15 protein-coding genes are annotated in these 17,285 nt (G+C 66.5%); 8 read left to right on the forward strand and 7 right to left on the reverse strand.

The window, feature by feature from the left end; all coding sequences use genetic code 11:
* Nucleotides 1-7: 7 nt before the first annotated feature.
* Entirely contained in the window at nucleotides 8-1,420 is a 1,413-nt protein-coding gene (locus DKG74_RS10425; RefSeq protein ID WP_109905444.1) for an FAD-binding oxidoreductase, read from the reverse strand.
* Complete coding sequence (locus DKG74_RS10430) at nucleotides 1,417-2,403, reverse strand: L-threonylcarbamoyladenylate synthase (protein ID WP_243404095.1); 987 nt, start codon at nucleotides 2,401-2,403, stop codon at nucleotides 1,417-1,419. The genes DKG74_RS10425 and DKG74_RS10430 overlap by 4 nt, the downstream gene beginning before the upstream one ends.
* A 126-nt stretch (nucleotides 2,404-2,529) precedes the next feature.
* Between DKG74_RS10430 and DKG74_RS10435 the strand changes: the two genes are divergently transcribed.
* Together DKG74_RS10435 and DKG74_RS10440 are read left to right on the forward strand one after the other, a co-directional pair.
* A complete protein-coding gene (locus DKG74_RS10435; RefSeq protein ID WP_109905446.1) occupies nucleotides 2,530-4,323 on the forward strand; it encodes an acyl-CoA dehydrogenase family protein in 1,794 nt (597 codons plus the stop codon).
* 106 nt (nucleotides 4,324-4,429) lie between these two features.
* On the forward strand, nucleotides 4,430-5,464 hold the full coding sequence (locus DKG74_RS10440; RefSeq protein ID WP_109905448.1) for an MBL fold metallo-hydrolase: 1,035 nt from the start codon (nucleotides 4,430-4,432) through the stop codon (nucleotides 5,462-5,464).
* Between the two features lie 15 nt (nucleotides 5,465-5,479).
* Here the strand turns inward: DKG74_RS10440 and DKG74_RS10445 are convergent, their stop codons facing one another.
* Nucleotides 5,480-6,265, reverse strand: coding sequence for a tyrosine-protein phosphatase (locus DKG74_RS10445; protein WP_109905450.1), 786 nt, complete (start codon nucleotides 6,263-6,265; stop codon nucleotides 5,480-5,482).
* 336 nt (nucleotides 6,266-6,601) lie between these two features.
* Here DKG74_RS10445 and DKG74_RS21740 point away from each other — a divergent pair, with 336 nt between their 5' ends.
* Entirely contained in the window at nucleotides 6,602-7,021 is a 420-nt protein-coding gene (locus DKG74_RS21740) for a response regulator (RefSeq protein ID WP_165837634.1), read from the forward strand.
* Nucleotides 7,022-7,036: 15 nt separating this feature from the next.
* Here the strand turns inward: DKG74_RS21740 and DKG74_RS10455 are convergent, their stop codons facing one another.
* On the reverse strand, nucleotides 7,037-9,235 hold the full coding sequence (locus tag DKG74_RS10455) for a GSCFA domain-containing protein (RefSeq protein WP_109905452.1): 2,199 nt from the start codon (nucleotides 9,233-9,235) through the stop codon (nucleotides 7,037-7,039).
* Between the two features lie 151 nt (nucleotides 9,236-9,386).
* Between DKG74_RS10455 and DKG74_RS10460 the strand changes: the two genes are divergently transcribed.
* The gene (locus DKG74_RS10460; RefSeq protein WP_109905454.1) at nucleotides 9,387-10,157 is read left to right on the forward strand and encodes a hypothetical protein; all 771 of its coding nucleotides are present in this window, start codon (nucleotides 9,387-9,389) and stop codon (nucleotides 10,155-10,157) included.
* A gap of 48 nt (nucleotides 10,158-10,205) precedes the next feature.
* On the opposite strand, the gene DKG74_RS10465 is transcribed toward DKG74_RS10460, so the two are convergent.
* The 3 genes from DKG74_RS10465 to DKG74_RS10475 form a co-directional block, all read right to left on the reverse strand.
* The gene (locus DKG74_RS10465) at nucleotides 10,206-11,366 is read right to left on the reverse strand and encodes a methyltransferase domain-containing protein (protein WP_133251557.1); all 1,161 of its coding nucleotides are present in this window, start codon (nucleotides 11,364-11,366) and stop codon (nucleotides 10,206-10,208) included.
* Nucleotides 11,367-11,454: 88 nt separating this feature from the next.
* The gene (locus tag DKG74_RS10470; RefSeq protein ID WP_109905458.1) at nucleotides 11,455-12,678 is read right to left on the reverse strand and encodes a methyltransferase domain-containing protein; all 1,224 of its coding nucleotides are present in this window, start codon (nucleotides 12,676-12,678) and stop codon (nucleotides 11,455-11,457) included.
* Nucleotides 12,675-13,913 carry a GSCFA domain-containing protein gene (locus DKG74_RS10475; protein ID WP_109905460.1) on the reverse strand — a complete coding sequence of 413 codons (1,239 nt, stop codon included), beginning with the start codon at nucleotides 13,911-13,913 and terminating at the stop codon, nucleotides 12,675-12,677. Before DKG74_RS10475 ends, DKG74_RS10470 begins: the two co-directional genes overlap by 4 nt.
* A 194-nt stretch (nucleotides 13,914-14,107) precedes the next feature.
* On the opposite strand from DKG74_RS10475, the gene DKG74_RS10480 reads away from it, so the two are divergent.
* The 4 genes from DKG74_RS10480 to DKG74_RS10495 all read left to right on the forward strand — a co-directional run bounded on the left by DKG74_RS10480 (nucleotide 14,108) and on the right by DKG74_RS10495 (nucleotide 17,164).
* Nucleotides 14,108-14,998 (forward strand): phytanoyl-CoA dioxygenase family protein, encoded by an 891-nt coding sequence (locus tag DKG74_RS10480; RefSeq protein WP_109905462.1) that lies wholly within the window; start codon nucleotides 14,108-14,110, stop codon nucleotides 14,996-14,998.
* A gap of 17 nt (nucleotides 14,999-15,015) precedes the next feature.
* Nucleotides 15,016-15,426: a RidA family protein gene (locus tag DKG74_RS10485; protein ID WP_109905464.1), complete on the forward strand. Its 411-nt coding sequence runs from the start codon at nucleotides 15,016-15,018 to the stop codon at nucleotides 15,424-15,426.
* Nucleotides 15,427-15,452: 26 nt separating this feature from the next.
* The gene (gene fabG, locus DKG74_RS10490; protein WP_109905466.1) at nucleotides 15,453-16,244 is read left to right on the forward strand and encodes a 3-oxoacyl-ACP reductase FabG; all 792 of its coding nucleotides are present in this window, start codon (nucleotides 15,453-15,455) and stop codon (nucleotides 16,242-16,244) included.
* A gap of 218 nt (nucleotides 16,245-16,462) precedes the next feature.
* The gene (locus DKG74_RS10495; protein ID WP_109905468.1) at nucleotides 16,463-17,164 is read left to right on the forward strand and encodes a helix-turn-helix transcriptional regulator; all 702 of its coding nucleotides are present in this window, start codon (nucleotides 16,463-16,465) and stop codon (nucleotides 17,162-17,164) included.
* The last annotated feature ends 121 nt before the right edge of the window (nucleotides 17,165-17,285 follow it).

The raw sequence follows: 17,285 nt of genomic DNA on the forward strand, positions 1-17,285 counted from the left end.
GCGATGATTATGGTTTGACGAGTTTCCCGGGGTTCATCAGGCCCCGGGGGTCTATCGCCGTCTTGATGCGGCGTTTGAGGTCCAGTTCGACCTCGCTGTGATACCGGGTTATCTCGTCCAGCTTCAACCGGCCAAGGCCATGCTCGGCCGAAATCGAGCCCTGATGGGCGTGAACGAGATCATGGATAATCTCTGCGAATTCGGCCGTTCGCGCAAGGAAGGCGGATGGCTCCACGCCGATGGGCTGACTCAGGTTGAAATGCAGGTTGCCGTCGCCGACATGGCCGAAGCAGACGAGGCGGACACCCGCATCGCGGGTGGCGACGGCGGCCGTTGCTTCGGCGACGAACTGCGCGATGGCGGGCACCGGGATCGAGACATCGTGCTTGAGCGACGCGCCCTCGGGTTTCTGCGCGTCCGACATGCTCTCGCGCAGGCTCCACAGTGCGAGCGCCTGGCTCTCTGAAGCGGCGATGGTCGCATCCTGCACCAGGCCGTCTTCCATCGCCGCTTCCAGGGCCGATTCGAGCAGGGGGGCGGGATCGTCGCGCTGGGCGGCGATCTCGGCCAGGACATACCAGGGCGAGACGGTCGCCAGCGGGCGATGGCTGCCCGGCAGGTAACGCAGCACGAAGGACAGGCCCATCTCGGGCATCAGCTCGAAGGCGGTCAGGGCTTCGCCCGCGGCCGTGCGCAGGCGGGCCAGCAGGGTCACCGCCGCCTCGACATCCGGCACGGCGCAGAAGGCGACGGCGCGGGCGCGCGGCCGGGGCCACAGGCGCAGCACGGCCGCGGTGATGATGCCGAGCGTGCCTTCAGCACCGATGAAGACCTGTTTCAGGTCATAACCCGTGTTGTCCTTGCGCAGGGCGCGGAGGCCGTTCCAGATGCGGCCGTCGGGCAGCACGACCTCGAGCCCCAGCACCTGTTCCCGCGTATTGCCATAGCGCAGCACCTGAACGCCGCCCGCGTTGGTCGACAGGTTGCCGCCGATGGTGCAACTGCCCTGCGAGGCGAGGGAAACGGGATAGAGCCGGTCGATGCTCTCCGCGGCGGCCTGGACCTCGGCGAGGGTGCAGCCAGCCTCGACCGTGATCGTGTCGCCTGCGGGGTCGAGGGCGCGGATGGCCCGCATCCTCTCGGTCAGGATCAGGACCTGGTCGCCGCTCTCGTCCGGGGTGGCGCCGCCGACGAGGCCGGTATTGCCGCCCTGCGGCACCATGGCGATGCCTTCGGCGTGCAGCAGGGCCATGGCGGCGGCGAGCGCCTCGGTACTGGCGGGGCGGAGCGCCAGCGGCGTCCGGCCGACGTAACGGCCACGGTGATCCTTGAGTTTGGGCGCGAGGTCCGTCGTCTCCTCGACGAGGCCGCTGGGGCCGAGGATGGCGCGCAGCCGCTCGCGCAGGGCCGGCGGGATCATGCCGCCGCCCCGCGCGGTGCGGCGGCCCGGCCGAGGCGGTCGCGGATCGCCTCGCCCAGGCCATCGCCCGGGATGGGCATGACGGCGATGCCCTTGGCGCCCGAGCGGTCCAACTGGCGCAGCATGGCGAAGAGATGGGCTGCGGCCTCGGCGAGATCGCCGGCCGGCGACAGGTTCAGGCTGACGAGGGCGCCCGCCGGCAGCGATCCGCCGAAGCCGAGCAGCGCCTCGTCCGGCGCGACGCTGGTCGCGTTCAGCCGCACGGGCAGGCGCGGGGCGTAATGGGACAGCAGGCGCCCGGGGCTCTGCGGGGCATCGGCATCGGCATGGCCGGCATCCTGCAGCGGGCCGGTCACGGTTTCGATGGCGGCGCGGGGCAGGCCGCCCGGGCGCAGCATCACCGCGCCGTCGCCGAACAGGCCGACAATGGTCGATTCGACCCCGACGGGCGCCGCGCCGCCGTCGATCACCAGGGCGACCTGATCGCGCGTGAAAGCCTCGGCGACATCGGCGGCGCAGGTCGGGCTGAGCCGGCCCGAGGGGTTGGCGCTGGGCGCGGCCAGGGGCCGGCCGGCGGCCCGGATCAGGGCGCGGGCGACCGCATGGTCGGGACAGCGCAGCGCGACCGTGTCGAGACCGGCCGAGGCGAGCAGGGAAATCGGGCAATCCGCGCGCCGCGGCAGCACGAGGGTGAGGGGCCCCGGCCAGAATCGCGCCATCAGGGCGGCGGCGCGGGGCGAGACCTCGGCCAGCGCCGCGGCCTCGTCGGCATCGGCGACATGAATGATCAGCGGATTGAACCGCGGCCGGCCCTTGGCCGCGAAGATGCGCGCGACGGCGACATCCGACGTCGCGTCGCCGGCCAGTCCGTAAACCGTCTCCGTTGGCATCCCGACGAGAAAACCACCCTTGAGTGCGGCGGCGGCTTGGGCAATGGTCTCGTCGACCGGGGGGTTGATGGGCACCGTCATCTGCGGCGTCATGTCGACTTTCATGGAACGCACAGGCCTTAGCATATCGCCGCATTTCTTGTAAGGCGCCACGCCCTTATACAGTCGATTCCCAAGGCCGAAGGCCGATAACACAGAATTTTTCGGAGAGCTCGACCCATGACCGTCTATTCCGCCCCCTCCCGCGAGATGATGTTCACGCTGGAGACCATCGGACGCCTTCAGGATATCTCGGGCTTCGAGCTCTATGAACACGCGACGCCCGAAGTGGTGGAACAGGTGCTCGAGGAAGCGGGCAAGCTGGCGCGCGACGTGATCGCCCCGACCAACCCGATCGGTGACAAGCAGGGCGCGAAATACGAAAACGGCAAAGTCACCCTGCCCAAGGAATTCGAGGCGGCGTGGAAGGCCTATACCGAAGGCGGCTGGCCGGGCGTGCCCTTCGAATTCGATTTTGGCGGTCAGAGCCTGCCCTGGACCATCACCGTCGCGGTCTCCGAGCTGTGGTCGTCGTCCAACATGGCCTTCGGCCTCATCATGCTGCTGAACCAGGGCGCGACCGAGGCGATCCACGCCCATGGCACCGAGGAGCAGAAGGCGACCTATCTCGAGAAGATGATCGCCGGCGAATGGACCGGCACCATGAACCTGACCGAGCCGCAGGCGGGTTCCGACCTCGGCGAGATCAAGTCGCGCGCGACCCCGGCCGCCGACGGCAGCTGGCGCATCAAGGGCCAGAAGATCTTCATCACCTTCGGCGAGCATGACCTGTCGAAGAACATCATCCACCTCGTCCTCGCCAAGACGCCGGGGGCGCCCGCCGGCTCGAAGGGCATTTCCTGCTTCATCGTGCCGAAATATCTGATCAACGCGGACGGCAGCCTCGGCGCGCGCAACGACGTGCGCTGCGTCTCGATCGAGCACAAGATCGGCATTCATGGCTCGCCCACCTGCGTCATGGCCTTCGGCGACAACGACGATTGCGTCGGCTACATGATCGGCAAGGAAAACCGCGGCCTGCAGGCCATGTTCACGATGATGAACAATGCCCGCCTGTCGGTCGGCGTGCAGGGCCTCGGCCTCGCCGAGCGCGCCTACCAGCAGGCCCTGGCCTTTGCCCAGGAACGCCGGCAGAGCCGCGCCCTCGGCGCCGCCAGCCCGAGCGCGATCATCGAACACCCGGACGTGCGCCGGATGCTGTTCACCATGCGCTCGACCATCGACGCGATGCGCGCCCTCGTCTGCCGCAACGCCCTCGCCATCGACCTGTCCAAGGTCGCGGCGACGCCGGAGGAGCGGACGGCGGAACGCGCCATGGCCGACCTGCTGACCCCGATCACCAAGTCCTGGTGCACCGACAAGGGCACCGAGCTGACCTCGCTGAACATCCAGATCCACGGCGGCATGGGCTTCATCGAGGAAACCGGCGCGGCCCAGCACTGGCGCGACAGCCGCATCGCCCCGATCTACGAAGGCACCAACGGCATCCAGGCCATCGACCTCGTCACCCGCAAGGTGACTCTGCACGGCGGCGACACGGTGCGCGGCCTGATCGCCGAGATCGAATCGGTGCTGCCCGCGCTGGAAACCGCGGCCGGGACCGACTTCAAGGTGATCGCCAGCCATCTGGCACCGGCTGCCCAGGCCTTCGCCCAGGCGACCGAATGGGTGCTGGCCAATGTCACCAACAGTCCGAACGAGGTTCTGGCGACCGCTTCCGTCTACCTCGACATGGCGGCGCAGGTCGTCGGCGGCTGGCTGCTGGCGCGTCAGGCGCTGGCCGCTGGCGCGAAGCTGAACGAGGACGGCGCGGACGTGAAGTTCCTGCGCGCCCGCATCGCCTCGGCCCGCTTCTTCGCTGAACAGCGTCTGCCGGTCGCGGCCTCGCTGCTCGGCCCGGTGACGACCGGTAACGGCCTGCTGGCCGACCTGCCGGAGCTGCTGATCGCCTGATCGGCTTTGGGCTGACGCCGCGTCCCGGGGCTTCTCCGGGGCAAAGTTGACGTGAACGTCAACCGCCTTACACTCGCAACCGCCAACAGGTGGGAGCGCGTGTAAGGTGGGCAGTCTGAATTTCCCCTTCGAGGGCAAGCCCGAGGCGGGCGAGACGATCGAAGTCGCGCCCGGCGTCCATTGGGCGCGCTTTCCCCTGCCGTTCAGCCTCGACCATATCAACGTCTGGCTGATCGAGGACGGCGAGGGCTGGGCCGTGGTCGACACCGGCCTGCGCGGACCCGAGACCGAGGCCCAGTGGCATCGCCTGTTCGAAGGCACGATGGGCGGCCGGCCCGTCACACGGGTGTTCGTCACCCATCTGCATCCCGATCATGTCGGCCAGGCCGGTTTTCTGACCCGGCATTTCGGCGCCGAATTGTGGATGACGCGCGAGGAATTCCTGCTCGCCCGGCTGCTCTGCCTCGACGTCCGGCCCGAGCCGCCGCCGGAAGCGGTCGAATTCTATCGCCGCTGCGGTTTCTCGGGCGAGATGCTGGAAACCTACAGGGCGCGCGGCTTCGGCAGTTTCGCCCTCGGCGTCACGGAAATGCCGCTCGGTCACCGGCGCCTCGCCGATGGCGACACGGTCGAGATCGGCGGCAATCCGTGGGAAGTGGTGGTCGGGCGCGGCCATTCGCCCGAACATGCCTGCCTGTGGTGTCCGGCGCTCGGCCTGCTGATTTCGGGCGACCAGGTGTTACCGCGCATCTCGTCCAACGTCTCGGTCGGGGTCAGCGATCCCGAGGGCGATCCGCTCACCGACTGGCTGGCCTCGCTGGAGGCTGTCGCCCGCCGGGTGCCGGACGATGTCCTCGTCCTGCCGTCGCATAACGAGCCCTTCACCGGGCTGCATCACCGTTTGCAGCGCCTCGCCATCGGCCATCAGCGCCGACTCGACCTGATCATGGAGGCGCTGGACGAACCCCGCCACGCCATCGACCTGATGGGGCCGATGTTCCGCCGCAAGCTCGAAGGCAGCGACCTGATGCTGGCGGTGGGCGAGGGGCTGGCGCATCTGCACTGCCTGCGCAGCCGGGGCCTGATCGTGCGCGAGGACGGGTCGGACGGTGTGCGCTACTGGCGCCGGCTGGGGGCCTGAGATCGGCGACGACGCTCAGACGTGAAAGCGGCGGTGCAGCCGCGCCCGCAGGTCATCGTCGATGCCGAGGCGCTGGCGGCCATAGTCCTCGATGCTGCCGTGCTCGGCCTCGATGGCGGCGAGGGCGGTTTCGAGATAGGCCGCCTCGACCCCGATCAGCGGACGCAGCAGGGCGGGATCGACCGTCTCGGCGCCAAGGCCATTGGCTTCGAGCCAGGCCGACAGGGTCGCGCTCAGCGCATCGAAAGCGTCGAGCGATAGCAGGTACTCCGCCATGATGTCGTCACGGTGCACGCCGAGCAGGGCCTGGGTCAACGCGACCAGCAGGCCGGTGCGGTCCTTGCCGGCGGTGCAATGGATCAGCACGGCCCCATCCGCTTCCGCCAGCCGGCGGAAATAGACGGCGAAGAGCGCGACGCGGTCGGTCTCGAAGGGGGCACGGCGATAGGATTCGATCATGATGTCCCGGGCCGGCCGGCCCGAGCCCAACGCCCGGGCGAGGGCCGAGACGTGGAGCGCGTCCCCCTCGCGGGCGGGATCGGCCGGCGCGAACAGGGTGCGGCCCTCAAGGCCCGGGGGCAGACGCGACGGCTCGCGGCGGCGTTCCGCGTCGTGACGCAGGTCGACGATCAGGTCGAGGCCGAGACCGGCGAGGGTGGACAGGGCTTCTGCCTCGAGTCCGGACAGATGCGCCGAGCGATAGAGGCGCCCGCGCGCGACCCGCGCGCCGGTCGTCGTCGGGCAATCTCCGAAGTCGCGAAAATTCACGAGGCCGGCTTTCCGCCGCGGTCCCTGAGGCATGTCCGGTCCTTTATCTCGCCGTGGCGTGCGGCGGCGAATATTAGAGGGAATCCAGCCTGGCGCCACGACAAAGACAGGGCCGCCTTGCCGCCGCCGGGCCCTCGGGCGGCGGCAAGGCAGGCGGGAAAATCGTGCAGTGGCCAGCGGTTAGGGCCCGAATTGGCACTAATGTGGTTAGGGTGTTGCTTGACCTCGACCGGGACCGGGGCCGATGGTGACTCTGCAGCCGATATTGCGGATTTGCGGCGCCGGGCGCGTCGGCGCGCAGGGCGACGCATCGCGCGGGCAACGGAATGGGGCAGACGCCGGTCGGGCCACTTCCGGGACAGGAGAGGTATGGTTCTACATTCTGCCGTGGGCGCCCCTCCGGGGGCCCGGGTTCTGATCATTGATGGCAATGCCGATCGTCGCCGCCTGCTGCGCGACACGGTTCAGGCCTGGGGCTTCGAGGTCATGACGGCCTATGACGGTTATTCGGGGATGCGCCAGATCATGAACGATCGCCCCGACATCATCATCGTCGACGCGGATCTGAAGGGCTGGCCGTCATCGACCGTGATCGACGGGGCGACTCGCCTCGGTTCGCGCGCAATGATCGTGATGTTGAACGAATCCGCCATTCACGCCACGTCGCGCCTGTCGCGGCGCCGGATCGTCGGCGTGATCGACGATGGCAATGCCGTCGACGACCTGCGCCTGCTGTTGACCACCGCCGTCGACAAGATGGCGCGCAACGCCACCGACGTCACGAACTGACCGGCCAGGCCGCCTTCAGCGTGGCGGACGGACCCGGGCGGCACGCAGGGCGGCGGCTTCCTGCCGGCGCTGATCAGCCTCGCGCCGCCGCGCCTCGCTGGCGGCTTCGCGCTCGGCGACTGCAGCCAGCCGTTTCGCACTGGCTTCATCCTTGCGCTGGGCGACCGCGGCTTCCCGCTCGGCCTTGGCCTCCTGCTTGCGTCGAGCGACGATCGCGGGGTCTTCGCCCATTGTCCCGTCTGGTCCGATGCGGCGGTTCTTCCGACGTGCGACGCCTTCGATGGTCGGGCCCTTGTATTTGGTGCGCCACTCGACCTTTTCGGTGCTGATGACGCTGATGACAGCTTCACGGTCGGGGCCGACCAGCGCGAAATCGCGGTAGCGCATTTCGTCCATCTCGTCCGCTATGTCCTCGTCCTTCAGCTGGGTGTCGCAGAAATAGCGCTCGAACACCTTCATGTTGAACAGGATGGCGTGCAGCATCGGGTGGCGCATGTCGCTCGTCTCGCCGAGGCCGAACGGCTGGTGGAATGCGCCGAGGATCACCTCGTAAGCCGGAAAATAGAACATCCCGTCGTCCTGTCCGCGGTGGCGCGCGAAGAATTCGTCGAGTGCGCTGCGCAGGATGGCCTTGGAAGCGGCGCTGGCGACGATGCAGGAGCCGGGCCGGAATGTCGCCATCAGCGGGATCGGCGACAGGGTGAGCACGATCTTCGCGTCTGGCCGGTATTTGCGGATCAGGGCGTGGATGGCTTCGAGATTGGCCAGGCTTTCCGCCTGTTCCACGATCCTGAACTTGTGACGGGACGGGTCGAATCGTTCGGCCGGGACCGCGCGCCAGAAGACTTCACCGGTTACGTCATCGTACCAGACCTCGGACAGGCCGATGGTGATGATGAAAACGTCGCCTGCGTCGAACAGCTCCTTTGTGCGCAGGCGCACATTCTCGTCATAGCCGAATTCCTCGGCATCATAGTCGTGCCACAGCGGGATCTGGGGCTTGCGGTTCTCCCAGGCCCATTCGAACTGCTGGCGGATGGCGTAGGTGTTCACGATACCGTCGCCCATGCGCGAGATATAGGCGACACCGTCGCGCCGGGTCGCGACATTATAGCCGATCGAATTCAGGTAACGGCTGATGTTGCTGGCGAAGCAGCTGCCGAAGGCGATGATCGTGGTGTCCGCGCCGATGACCGGCCGGGCCGGCATCAAGCCGTCGAAGGCGAAACGGTGCAGGCCGCGATCCCACACCATTTCGGCCTCGCCGGGCCAGGCGGCCGTGTCGATGGCGGGCGGGGTCTGTCCGGCCGCCGCTTCCGCGACCGCGCGCATCTCGTTTCCGGCGACGATATCCGCCGCGCGCGCGGCGACATGGGCCGCGGCGAGGGCTTCCGTGCCGACCCCGGCGACATAGGCGCAGGCGAAAGCGGCCTCGATCAGCGACCGCGCATGGTCGGCGAGGCTGCGCCGGTCCGCGCCGTAAGGATAGTTGCAGATGTTGCCGACGATCTCGAACGCCGGGAAATAGCCGAGGCGACCGTCCAGCGGCGCCAGCTTGCGGCAGGTTTCGTCGATCGCGCTGCGCAGCGCGGATTTGGCAGAGAACAGCGCCGCGGCCTGCGGCTGCCCCGCAGGTACGCGGGGCGGCGGGCAGGGCGACAGGGCGAGGGCGATATAGGCATCGGGTCGCGCCTTGCGGAGCAACCGGCAGCTCTCGACGATATCCTCGACGATCTCGGCATGGGACGGGCGCTCGGCCGAGCGATCCGTCAGGCAGAGCACGATGAGGTCGGCGCCGGAGAGGGCGGCGCGCAGGTCCGCGGCCTTGCCGGATTTTGCGCGTTTGTCGCCGATGGCCTTGTCCAGCAACCGGCGCAGGCGCTCGGGAATGCCGCACTCACGGGCCTCTGGGCCGTTCGGGGTCAGCGATTTCAGGCCGGCTCCGGTCGCCCCCGCCGTGATCGGCGCGGCGATGCCGTCCCCCAGGACGATGAGGCCCTGGCCGGGCGCGACCGGCGGATCGGTCGGCGTGATGCCCAGCAGGAAGCAGTTCCAGACTGCGTCGGGCTGCTCCAGGTCGATGCGGTTCGGGTGGAATGTCGCAGTCTCTCCCCGGAAAAAGCTGCGGTTCTTCTTCTTGGCGGGCTTGTCGATCTGATCTTCCGAATCCTGGAGTTCACCTTCATCGGCCTTGGAATCGTCGATCGCGCTCAAGTTTCGCCTCCGGGGACTATCGGTCCGATGCCGCGCGCGCAGGCTACCACAGTCGCGAGCAAAAAATTCTGTCGAACCTCTCGGAATACTGTAGAGGTTTCAACATTGTGGCTCGCCCGGCGGGGCGGACGCCGCCACGCGAGGGCCGTTCATGATCTACGTCTCCTTCGGTCTCGAAAAGGCCGGATCGACACTGACCGCCAACCTCACGCGGCTCATTCTCGAGCGTTGCGGGCACCCCCACATGCCCCTGTCGTCGCGCGACCGGGGTGACGTCAAGGGCAGCGAGACCCGCAGCCGGGGCGAACAGACCAACAACATCAAGGACTGGTCGCCCGAGGTGGTGTCGGCGGTCGACCGGCTGATCCCGGCGGACCGGATCGTCATGCTGCGCACCCACAGCGGGCCGGGCGAGGCCATCCTGCGCCTGATCGGCGAGGGCAGGGGCATTTGCCACGTCGCCCTGCGCGATCTGCGGGATGTCGCCCTGTCGATGATGGATGTCGTCGCCCGCAAGGAAAAGCTGGGCCGGCCGAACCTGACCGGCATCGTCCTGGGCGAGATCGAAAGCACATTCGCGGCGATGCGGGGCAATCTGGACTCGGCCTATCGCTGGGGCGAGACGCCGGGCGTGCTCTTTCTCGACTATGAAAACACCGCCTTTCGCCCCGAAATCACCATCGACGCGATCTGCAGACAGCTCGGCCTGGACCTGCCGCGCGCGGAATACGACGCCATTTTCACCGAAGCGGCCGCCAATCCCAATGGCAAGCTGAATGTCGGCGTGTCGCGCCGTCATCGCCGCGAGATGTCGGCGCGCGACCAGGCGGCGGTGCTGGCTGAATTCGCGGATTACTATGCCCGCTTCTACCCGGACGCGGCGGTCACTGTCGACGCCGGGGCCGCTTCCGCTGAGGGGTGAGCGACGGCGGGCCGAACGACGGCGGACCGGGCGAAAGCGCCCCGGCCTTCAATCGTCCCGGTTTCGCAGGCGCGCCGCGCGTGCCTCCCGGGCTGCCAGCCGCTCCTGCTTGGCCTTGCGGTTGGCGGCCTTCTTCGCCTCGGCCGGATCGAAATCCATGGGGGCGCCGTGCTCCCGTCCCGGAGCGGGCGGCAGGCGCAGGTCTCCGGCCTCGGTCAGGCAATCCAGGCGCCACAGGATCAGCTTGTCGCCGAAAAGCGCCTTGTCCGTGACGGTGAAGCCGGTGTCGGCGAACATCTGCTCGATATCCGCGCTGTCCAGGGACGGGGTACCGATCACCTTGCTCGATGTGATGACAGTCTTGCCGCAGGCGGCGACGGATAGCAGCACCCGGGCGGGATCGTCAAAATGCTCGAACAGATTCAGGAGGGCGACGACATCCGCTTCCTCGACCCAGGCGCGGGGCAGATCGTCCAGCGCCAGGTCGACGATGCGGGTGCGGTCATCCCGCGCGACCAGGTCCACCGGAATGTAGCGCGCGGGCGCCGCCTCGCTTTCGAGATACATGGCGCCGCAGCCGACGTCGAGAATGGTCAGGCCCGGCGGGATCAGGGCGGCAGCGACGCGGACACGGCTGCGCAACTGCTCCGACTGCAGGCGCCAGTCGCCGCCATAGAGACCGGCCTCGGTCGCCAGCAGATGCTTGGCGATCTGTCGCTCGCTGCGATAGCCATAGACCTCGATCGTCTCCGCCGCCGGTGAGCGGTGCCACCAGGCATCCTCGTCGTCCGCCCGTGGCAACAGAAGGCAGGCCGCGGCCGGCCCCTGCGCCGTGAAGACACAGACCACGACCTGATACCCCGCGCGCTCGACCTCGGCCGAGAATGCCTCGAACGTATAGGCGCGGCGCCAGCCGGTCTCGAGGATCGGCAGGTCGCCTGGCGTTCCGACCAGATAGGGCGCGCACAGGATGGCCGTCGCCGGACCGCGGAAATCCGCCAGAGTCGCCGCCAGATCGTCGGCGAATTCGGTGCTGCCGAGGAAAGCCACGAGTTCGACGGTTTCGCCGAAATCCACCGGCACGCTCTCGATCATGGCGGCGAGGGGCCATTCCCCCGTGCTGCGGTCAAGAACGGCAAGCCCCTTCGGCAGGAATTCGGCCGCGAGATCGCAAACACTCTCGCGCAGCAAGCTGGTGCGCCTGTTCATCGTGTATCCCCCGATTTGCACCGTGCGATCTTCATCATATTTGTCGGCTCGCTGCCCGGCCGGATTCATGGCCAGCGAATTCGCCACGTCAGGTCTGGAGGATCCGAAGCCTTGCCTCGCGCCGTGTCTTGCGGTCGGCCTGCTGTTCGAGGCGTGACTTACGGGCCAGCTCCCGGCGTTCGGTCTTCGCTTCGCGGCGCTCCGCCGCCGGATCATGAACAATCGGTAGTGCCCCTTCTCGACCCGGTCCGAAGGGCAGTGCCGGTCGTCCTGAATCCGTGGCCGGATCGAGGCGCCAGATTTTCTGTCTCTTTGTGAAAATGGCGCTATCGGTGATGGCGTAGCCGAGAGCAGAAAACAGCCTTTCCAGCTCGTCGGAAGAATAGCCGTTTCGCCAATGGTTCCGTTTGGCTTCGCGCCCTTCCGTTCGAGCCTCCTGAATACTGTAGGAAATGATGATAGGCTTGCTGCGGCTGGCCAGTGACTTCAGTAGAATTTCAGGGGCATCAAGGTATTCGACTACTCCCATTAGCGCGACGACATCGGCCTCGTCTATCCACTCGATCGGAAGGTTCTTCTCGTTGAGGTCGATGACCCTCGTGCGCTCGTCATGAGCTTCCATGTCGACAGGAATATACCGGCGCGGCGCGGCCTCGGACTCGAGATACATGGCGCCACAGCCGACATCGAGCAGGGTCAGACCCGTGGGAATCATGGCGGCGGCGATGGAGGCGCGCCGGCGCCATTGTTCGGAATACAGACGCCAGTCTGCTCCCTTGCTGCCGGACGCCTGCCATCTGCGGAGCTTCGCAAGCTGCTGCTCGCCGAGTTTTGCCTTGGCCTGAATGAGGGTGGCGACCTCCGGCTGTCGCCACCAGGCCGAAGGTTCGGCCTCCGCCGGTAACAACAGGCAGGCAGCCCCCGGACCAGTCGCCGGGAATATCTGCAAGGCGACTTCATAGCCCGACGCGGCGGCGATCCGGTCGAAATCCTCGACCGAATAGCTCTTGCGCCATCCCGGTTCGAGAAATGGCCAGGCCGCTGGGTCCGCCGCGAGACAAACAATGCAGAGCACGGGTAACCCTTGGGTTCGCCATGCCGCGAGTTCCCGGCCCAGATCGTCGGAAAACTCGGCGCTGCCAAGAAGCGTGACGATGTCCGCCTCGGCCGCGCTGCCGACCTCCCACCCCTCGATCATGGCGAGAAGTGGCCATTCGCCCCTGCTGTGATCGAAAACACGCAGGCCTCTGGGCAGGAATTCGCTGGCGAGGGCGGAGACCGTTTCGCGCATTTCGGCGCCCTTGTCCCTCACGACGGCTCCTTGTCGGCCCCGGCAGTCTTCTCGGCGATCCGGGAGGCTTTCTGCAATGCCCTCTCCCGCCGGAGTTCTTCCTTGCGGGCGAGTTTGGTTTCCCTGTCCTCGGCGCCGAACTTGTTCGGCCCCTTCGTCTGGGCGGACCACGACGCCAGCATGTCGTCGATATATTGGCGAAGCGGCCCGCTGTCCTCGAGACCGAGGGCGCGATCGAGGCGCTTTGCTTCCTCGAAGACCGCTGCGAGATCGGCGTCGGTCAGGCCGGTCCGGCAGAAGTAGCGCTCGAAGGCCTTCATGTTCACGTCGAGAACATGGAACAGCGGGTGGCGGAAATCGTCTCCGAAGGGCCGGTCGAAGCATTGGGTGACGACTTCGTAGGCCGGGTAGTAGAACAGCTTCGGGTCGTCCGGGCGGCGCTCGCGGTATAATTCGTCGACCGCCCCGCGTAAGAGCGCCTTGGAGGCCGAACTGGCCGTCACGCAGGACACGGGGCGGAAGGTCGCGCTCAAGGGAATGGGCGAGACGGTGAAGACGATGGCCGCCTCCGGTCGATGCTTGCGGATCAGGTCGTGGATGCGCCGCAGGTTGTCCAGTGTCTCGGCCGAGGAGGCGACCCTGAACTTGTGGCGTGCCGGATCGAACTTGTCGAAAGGCACCGCGCGCCAGAACACTTCGCCCGTGGGTTCGTCGTACCAGATCTCGGACAGGCCGAGGGTGATGATGAAGACGTCGGCGGCATCGAACAGCTCGCGCGTCCTGCCCCGGACATCCTCGTCATAGCCGAATTCCTCGGCCTTGTAGCCGTGCCACAACTCCACGCTGGGCGACAGGCCTTCCCAGGCCCATTCGAACTGCTGGCGGATGGCGAAGACATTGACGATGCCATCGCCCAGCTTCGAGACATAGGCCTTGTCGTCCTTGCGGGTGGCGACATCGAAGCCGAGGTTGCTGAGGTAGCGGCCGATATGGCCGGCGAAGCAGGAACCGAAGGCGACGATGGTGGTGTCCGGGGCGATGAAGGGCTCGTCCGGCATCCAGCCGTCCAGCACAAGCCGGGCAAGGGCGTCGGGCGCCGCCATGCCGTCGCGCATGGGCAGAAAACGCGCCCCTTCGCCTCGATAGAATGTGTAGTTCAGGCCGAGTTTCGTCTCCCCCAGGCGGACTTCCACGCGGCCATTGACCACCTTGCCCTGCTCGCTGGCGGTTGTGTTGTCCGAACCGGAATCGCTCATCGGTCAGTCCTCTGGAAGCTGCGCCGATCATAGCGGCGATGGCGTCCGGGTCGAATGGAAATGTCTGGCGGCCCGGCCGGTGGCCAGGGGGCCAGGCCGCCCCGGCCCCTGTCCACCGGAAGGTGGATTGTTCGCATCCGGCCGAAGACCGAGGCTTTCCAGCATCCGGTTACGCTTTCAGTGAGGATGCGAAGATGGAAGCTATTCACCTGCCCTCGACCGCGACGCCCGAAGAGGTCGCCGCCACCTTGCGCGAACATGGTTACGCCATCGTCGACAATCTGGTGCCCGAATCCCTGATGGACCGCATCGAGGCCGAGATGGGCCCCTACGTCAACGCCTCGCTCTATGGCGATGACGGTTTCGTCGGCAAGCTGACCAAGCGCACGGGCGCCATGATCGCCCGCTCTCCCGCCGCGCGCGAACTGATCATGAACCCGACGGCGATCGGCGCCGCGGGCGATTTCCTGAAGCACGCGACCACCTTCCAGCTGCACCTGACCCAGATCATCAGCGTCTTCCCCGGCTCGAAGGCGCAGCCCATTCACCGCGACCAGGTGGCCTGGGACTTCTTCCCGTTCCCGCCCGACTACGAGGTCCAGTGCAACCTTCTGTGGGCCATGACGGATTACACCGAGGAAATGGGCGCGACCCGTCTCGTCCCCGGCAGTCACCGCCTGCCCGACAAGGATTATTCGATCGAGGATTCGATCCCCGCGGTCATGAAGCGCGGCTCCGCCCTGTTCTACACCGGCAAGATCTATCACGGCGCCGGCGAGAACAAGTCGGACCGCCTGCGCCAGGCGATCAACATCACCTATGCCGTCGGCTGGGTGCGCCAGGAAGAGAACCAGTATCTGACCACCCCGATCGAAATCGCCCGCACCCTGCCCGAAGACCTGCTCAAGGTCATGGGCTACCAGATGGGTTGTTTCGCCATGGGTTACGTCGGCGATTTCGAGGATCCGATGACGGTCCTGCATCCCCCCGCCGAGCGCAAGGTGCTGAACACCGAAATCATGGCGAAGAAGGCCGGCTATGTCGGCGACGCCAAGAAACTGCTCGTCGACAGCACCACCGCCTGAAGCCGGAGTCCCAGATCATGATCACGCGCACCAATCCCCCGACCGGCTATCTTTCGGCCGATATCTTCGACGCTTTCGCCTTCCGCCAGTCGGTCAAGGCGGGCGACACGGTCTATTACGCCGGTGTCGCCCCCCTCAAGGGCTCGCTGGAGGCGCTCGAACTGGTCGGCACCGGCGACATGGCGGCCCAGCTCGTCTATGTCCTCGACGTCATCGACCTGTGCCTGAAGGCCGACGGTCTCGACCGCACCAAGATCGTCACCTGGACCTTCTACACGACCGACATCAAGGGCTTCATGGAAGTGATGCCGGGCATCCTCGGCCCCTGGGTCGGCGAGCACCGGCCGTCCTCGACCACGGTCGAGGTCCGCGCCTTCGTTCACCCGGACCAGCTGCTCGAGATCACCGCCATCGCGGTCGACGCCTGAGTGCCGATGGCAGAAGGGGAGGGGTCATGTTCAAGTCGCTGATCGGCCGCAGTGTGATCGTCACCGGTGGCAGCAAGGGCATCGGCCGCGGGATTTCCCGCGGCTTCGGGGCCGCCGGCTCGCGCGTGCTCGTCGTCTCGCGCAGCCTCGCGGATGCCGAGGCGGTGGCGGAGGAAATCCGGGCGGCGGGGGGCACGGCCAGCGGCTTTGCCGCCGATGTCTCCACCCTCGACGGCAACCGGGCCATGGTCGACCGCGCGGTCGAGCTCCATGGCGGGCTGGATGTCCTTTGCGCCAATGCCGGCATCTACCCGGCGGCGACGATCGAGGACATGACGGTCGATGATTTCGACAAGGTGATGAACACCAACCTGCGCAGCACCTTCCTCTCGACCGCCGCGGCGGTGAAGGCGATGAAGGCGCGGGGGCGCGGGCGGATCATCATCACCTCCTCGACCACGGGGCCCATCACCGGCTATCCGGGCTGGGCGCATTACGGCGCGTCCAAGGCCGGGCAGCTCGGCTTCATGCGCACGGCGGCGATCGAACTGGCCCGCTATGGCATCACGGTGAACGCCGTGATCCCGGGCGCGATCATGACCGACGGCCTTGCCGAACTGTCGCAGGAGTTTCTCGGCCGCATCACCGCCGCCGTGCCCCTGAAACGCTTCGGCACGGTCGACGAGATCGCCAATGGCGCCCTGTTCCTTGCCAGCGACGAGGCGGCCTATGTCACCGGTCACGCCCTGTCGATCGACGGCGGCATGACCCTGCCCGAGTTTGAAATGGCCCTGGACGAAAGCGCCAGCCTGACCTGACGCATCCCTTCTTTACCCCCACAGACTGTTGCAGCCCCCGGCCCCGTGGCCGGGGGTTTTCTTTGTGGGGCGATCGGGGACGGACGATCAGGGAAGCCGATGGTTTGGCACGGGCCTTGCTTATTCAAAATAATCTAAAGAGCAACAATGAACATCGGGGAGTGAAGCGGGCCAGGCCCGCGGGCGAACTGCAACCGTGTTGGTGAAGGAGTTGTCCCATGCAGATGGCCGATGCCTACCTGTCCACCGCGATCGTCGACGAGACCCTGCGCTTCGCGGCCTCCTCCCTCGATGCCCCGGCGACGATCTTCTGTTGGTTCGACAATAATGCCTCCATCGCCGATTATCAGACCACGGGCGTCAGCAAAGGCCTGATGGACGATTACCTCGATGGCCGCTATGTCCATGATCCGCTTAATGTTTACGAGATCACCTGCGGCGCCGCCGACGTCGCCTTCCTTGCCAGGGAACGGGCTCGCTTCCCCGAGGAAAACAACCGCATCCACGATGCCTTCCTGCAGCGCTACGGCATTCACGACGAAGTGAACTTCATCTTCCGCAACGAGGGCGTGCCCTTCGCCCTGCTGGCGATCCTGAACGGACCCTGCGCCGAATGTTTCTCGTCCCGGCCCTTTGCCTGGGAAGCGATGCGGGATTATCTCGAATTCAATCTGAAGATGCACCCCCGCGTGCGCCGGGCGCGTCAGGACCGGATGCTGGCCCTGCGCTATGGCCTGACCCCGCGCGAAATCGAAGTGGTCGATCTGCTTAAAAACGGGGCGTCGAATTTGGCCATTGCCCAGATCATGGGCATCGGTCTCGCCACCGTGAAAACCTATGTCATCAACATCCTGAACAAGCTGGGCGTTGAAAATCGGGCCGCGATCATCGCTTTCCTGGCGCAGATCCAGCTGCCCTGATTGTCCGCCCGTGATGAAATCGCAGGCAGCGGCGACCCGCCTGTGTAATCTCTAGAGTTTCCATCGCCAAGATCCGATCCACCCTAAGGTGGATTGCGACGGATCGGCCCCGGACAGCACG

Source organism: Zavarzinia aquatilis (assembly GCF_003173035.1).
GTDB lineage: Bacteria > Pseudomonadota > Alphaproteobacteria > Zavarziniales > Zavarziniaceae > Zavarzinia > Zavarzinia aquatilis.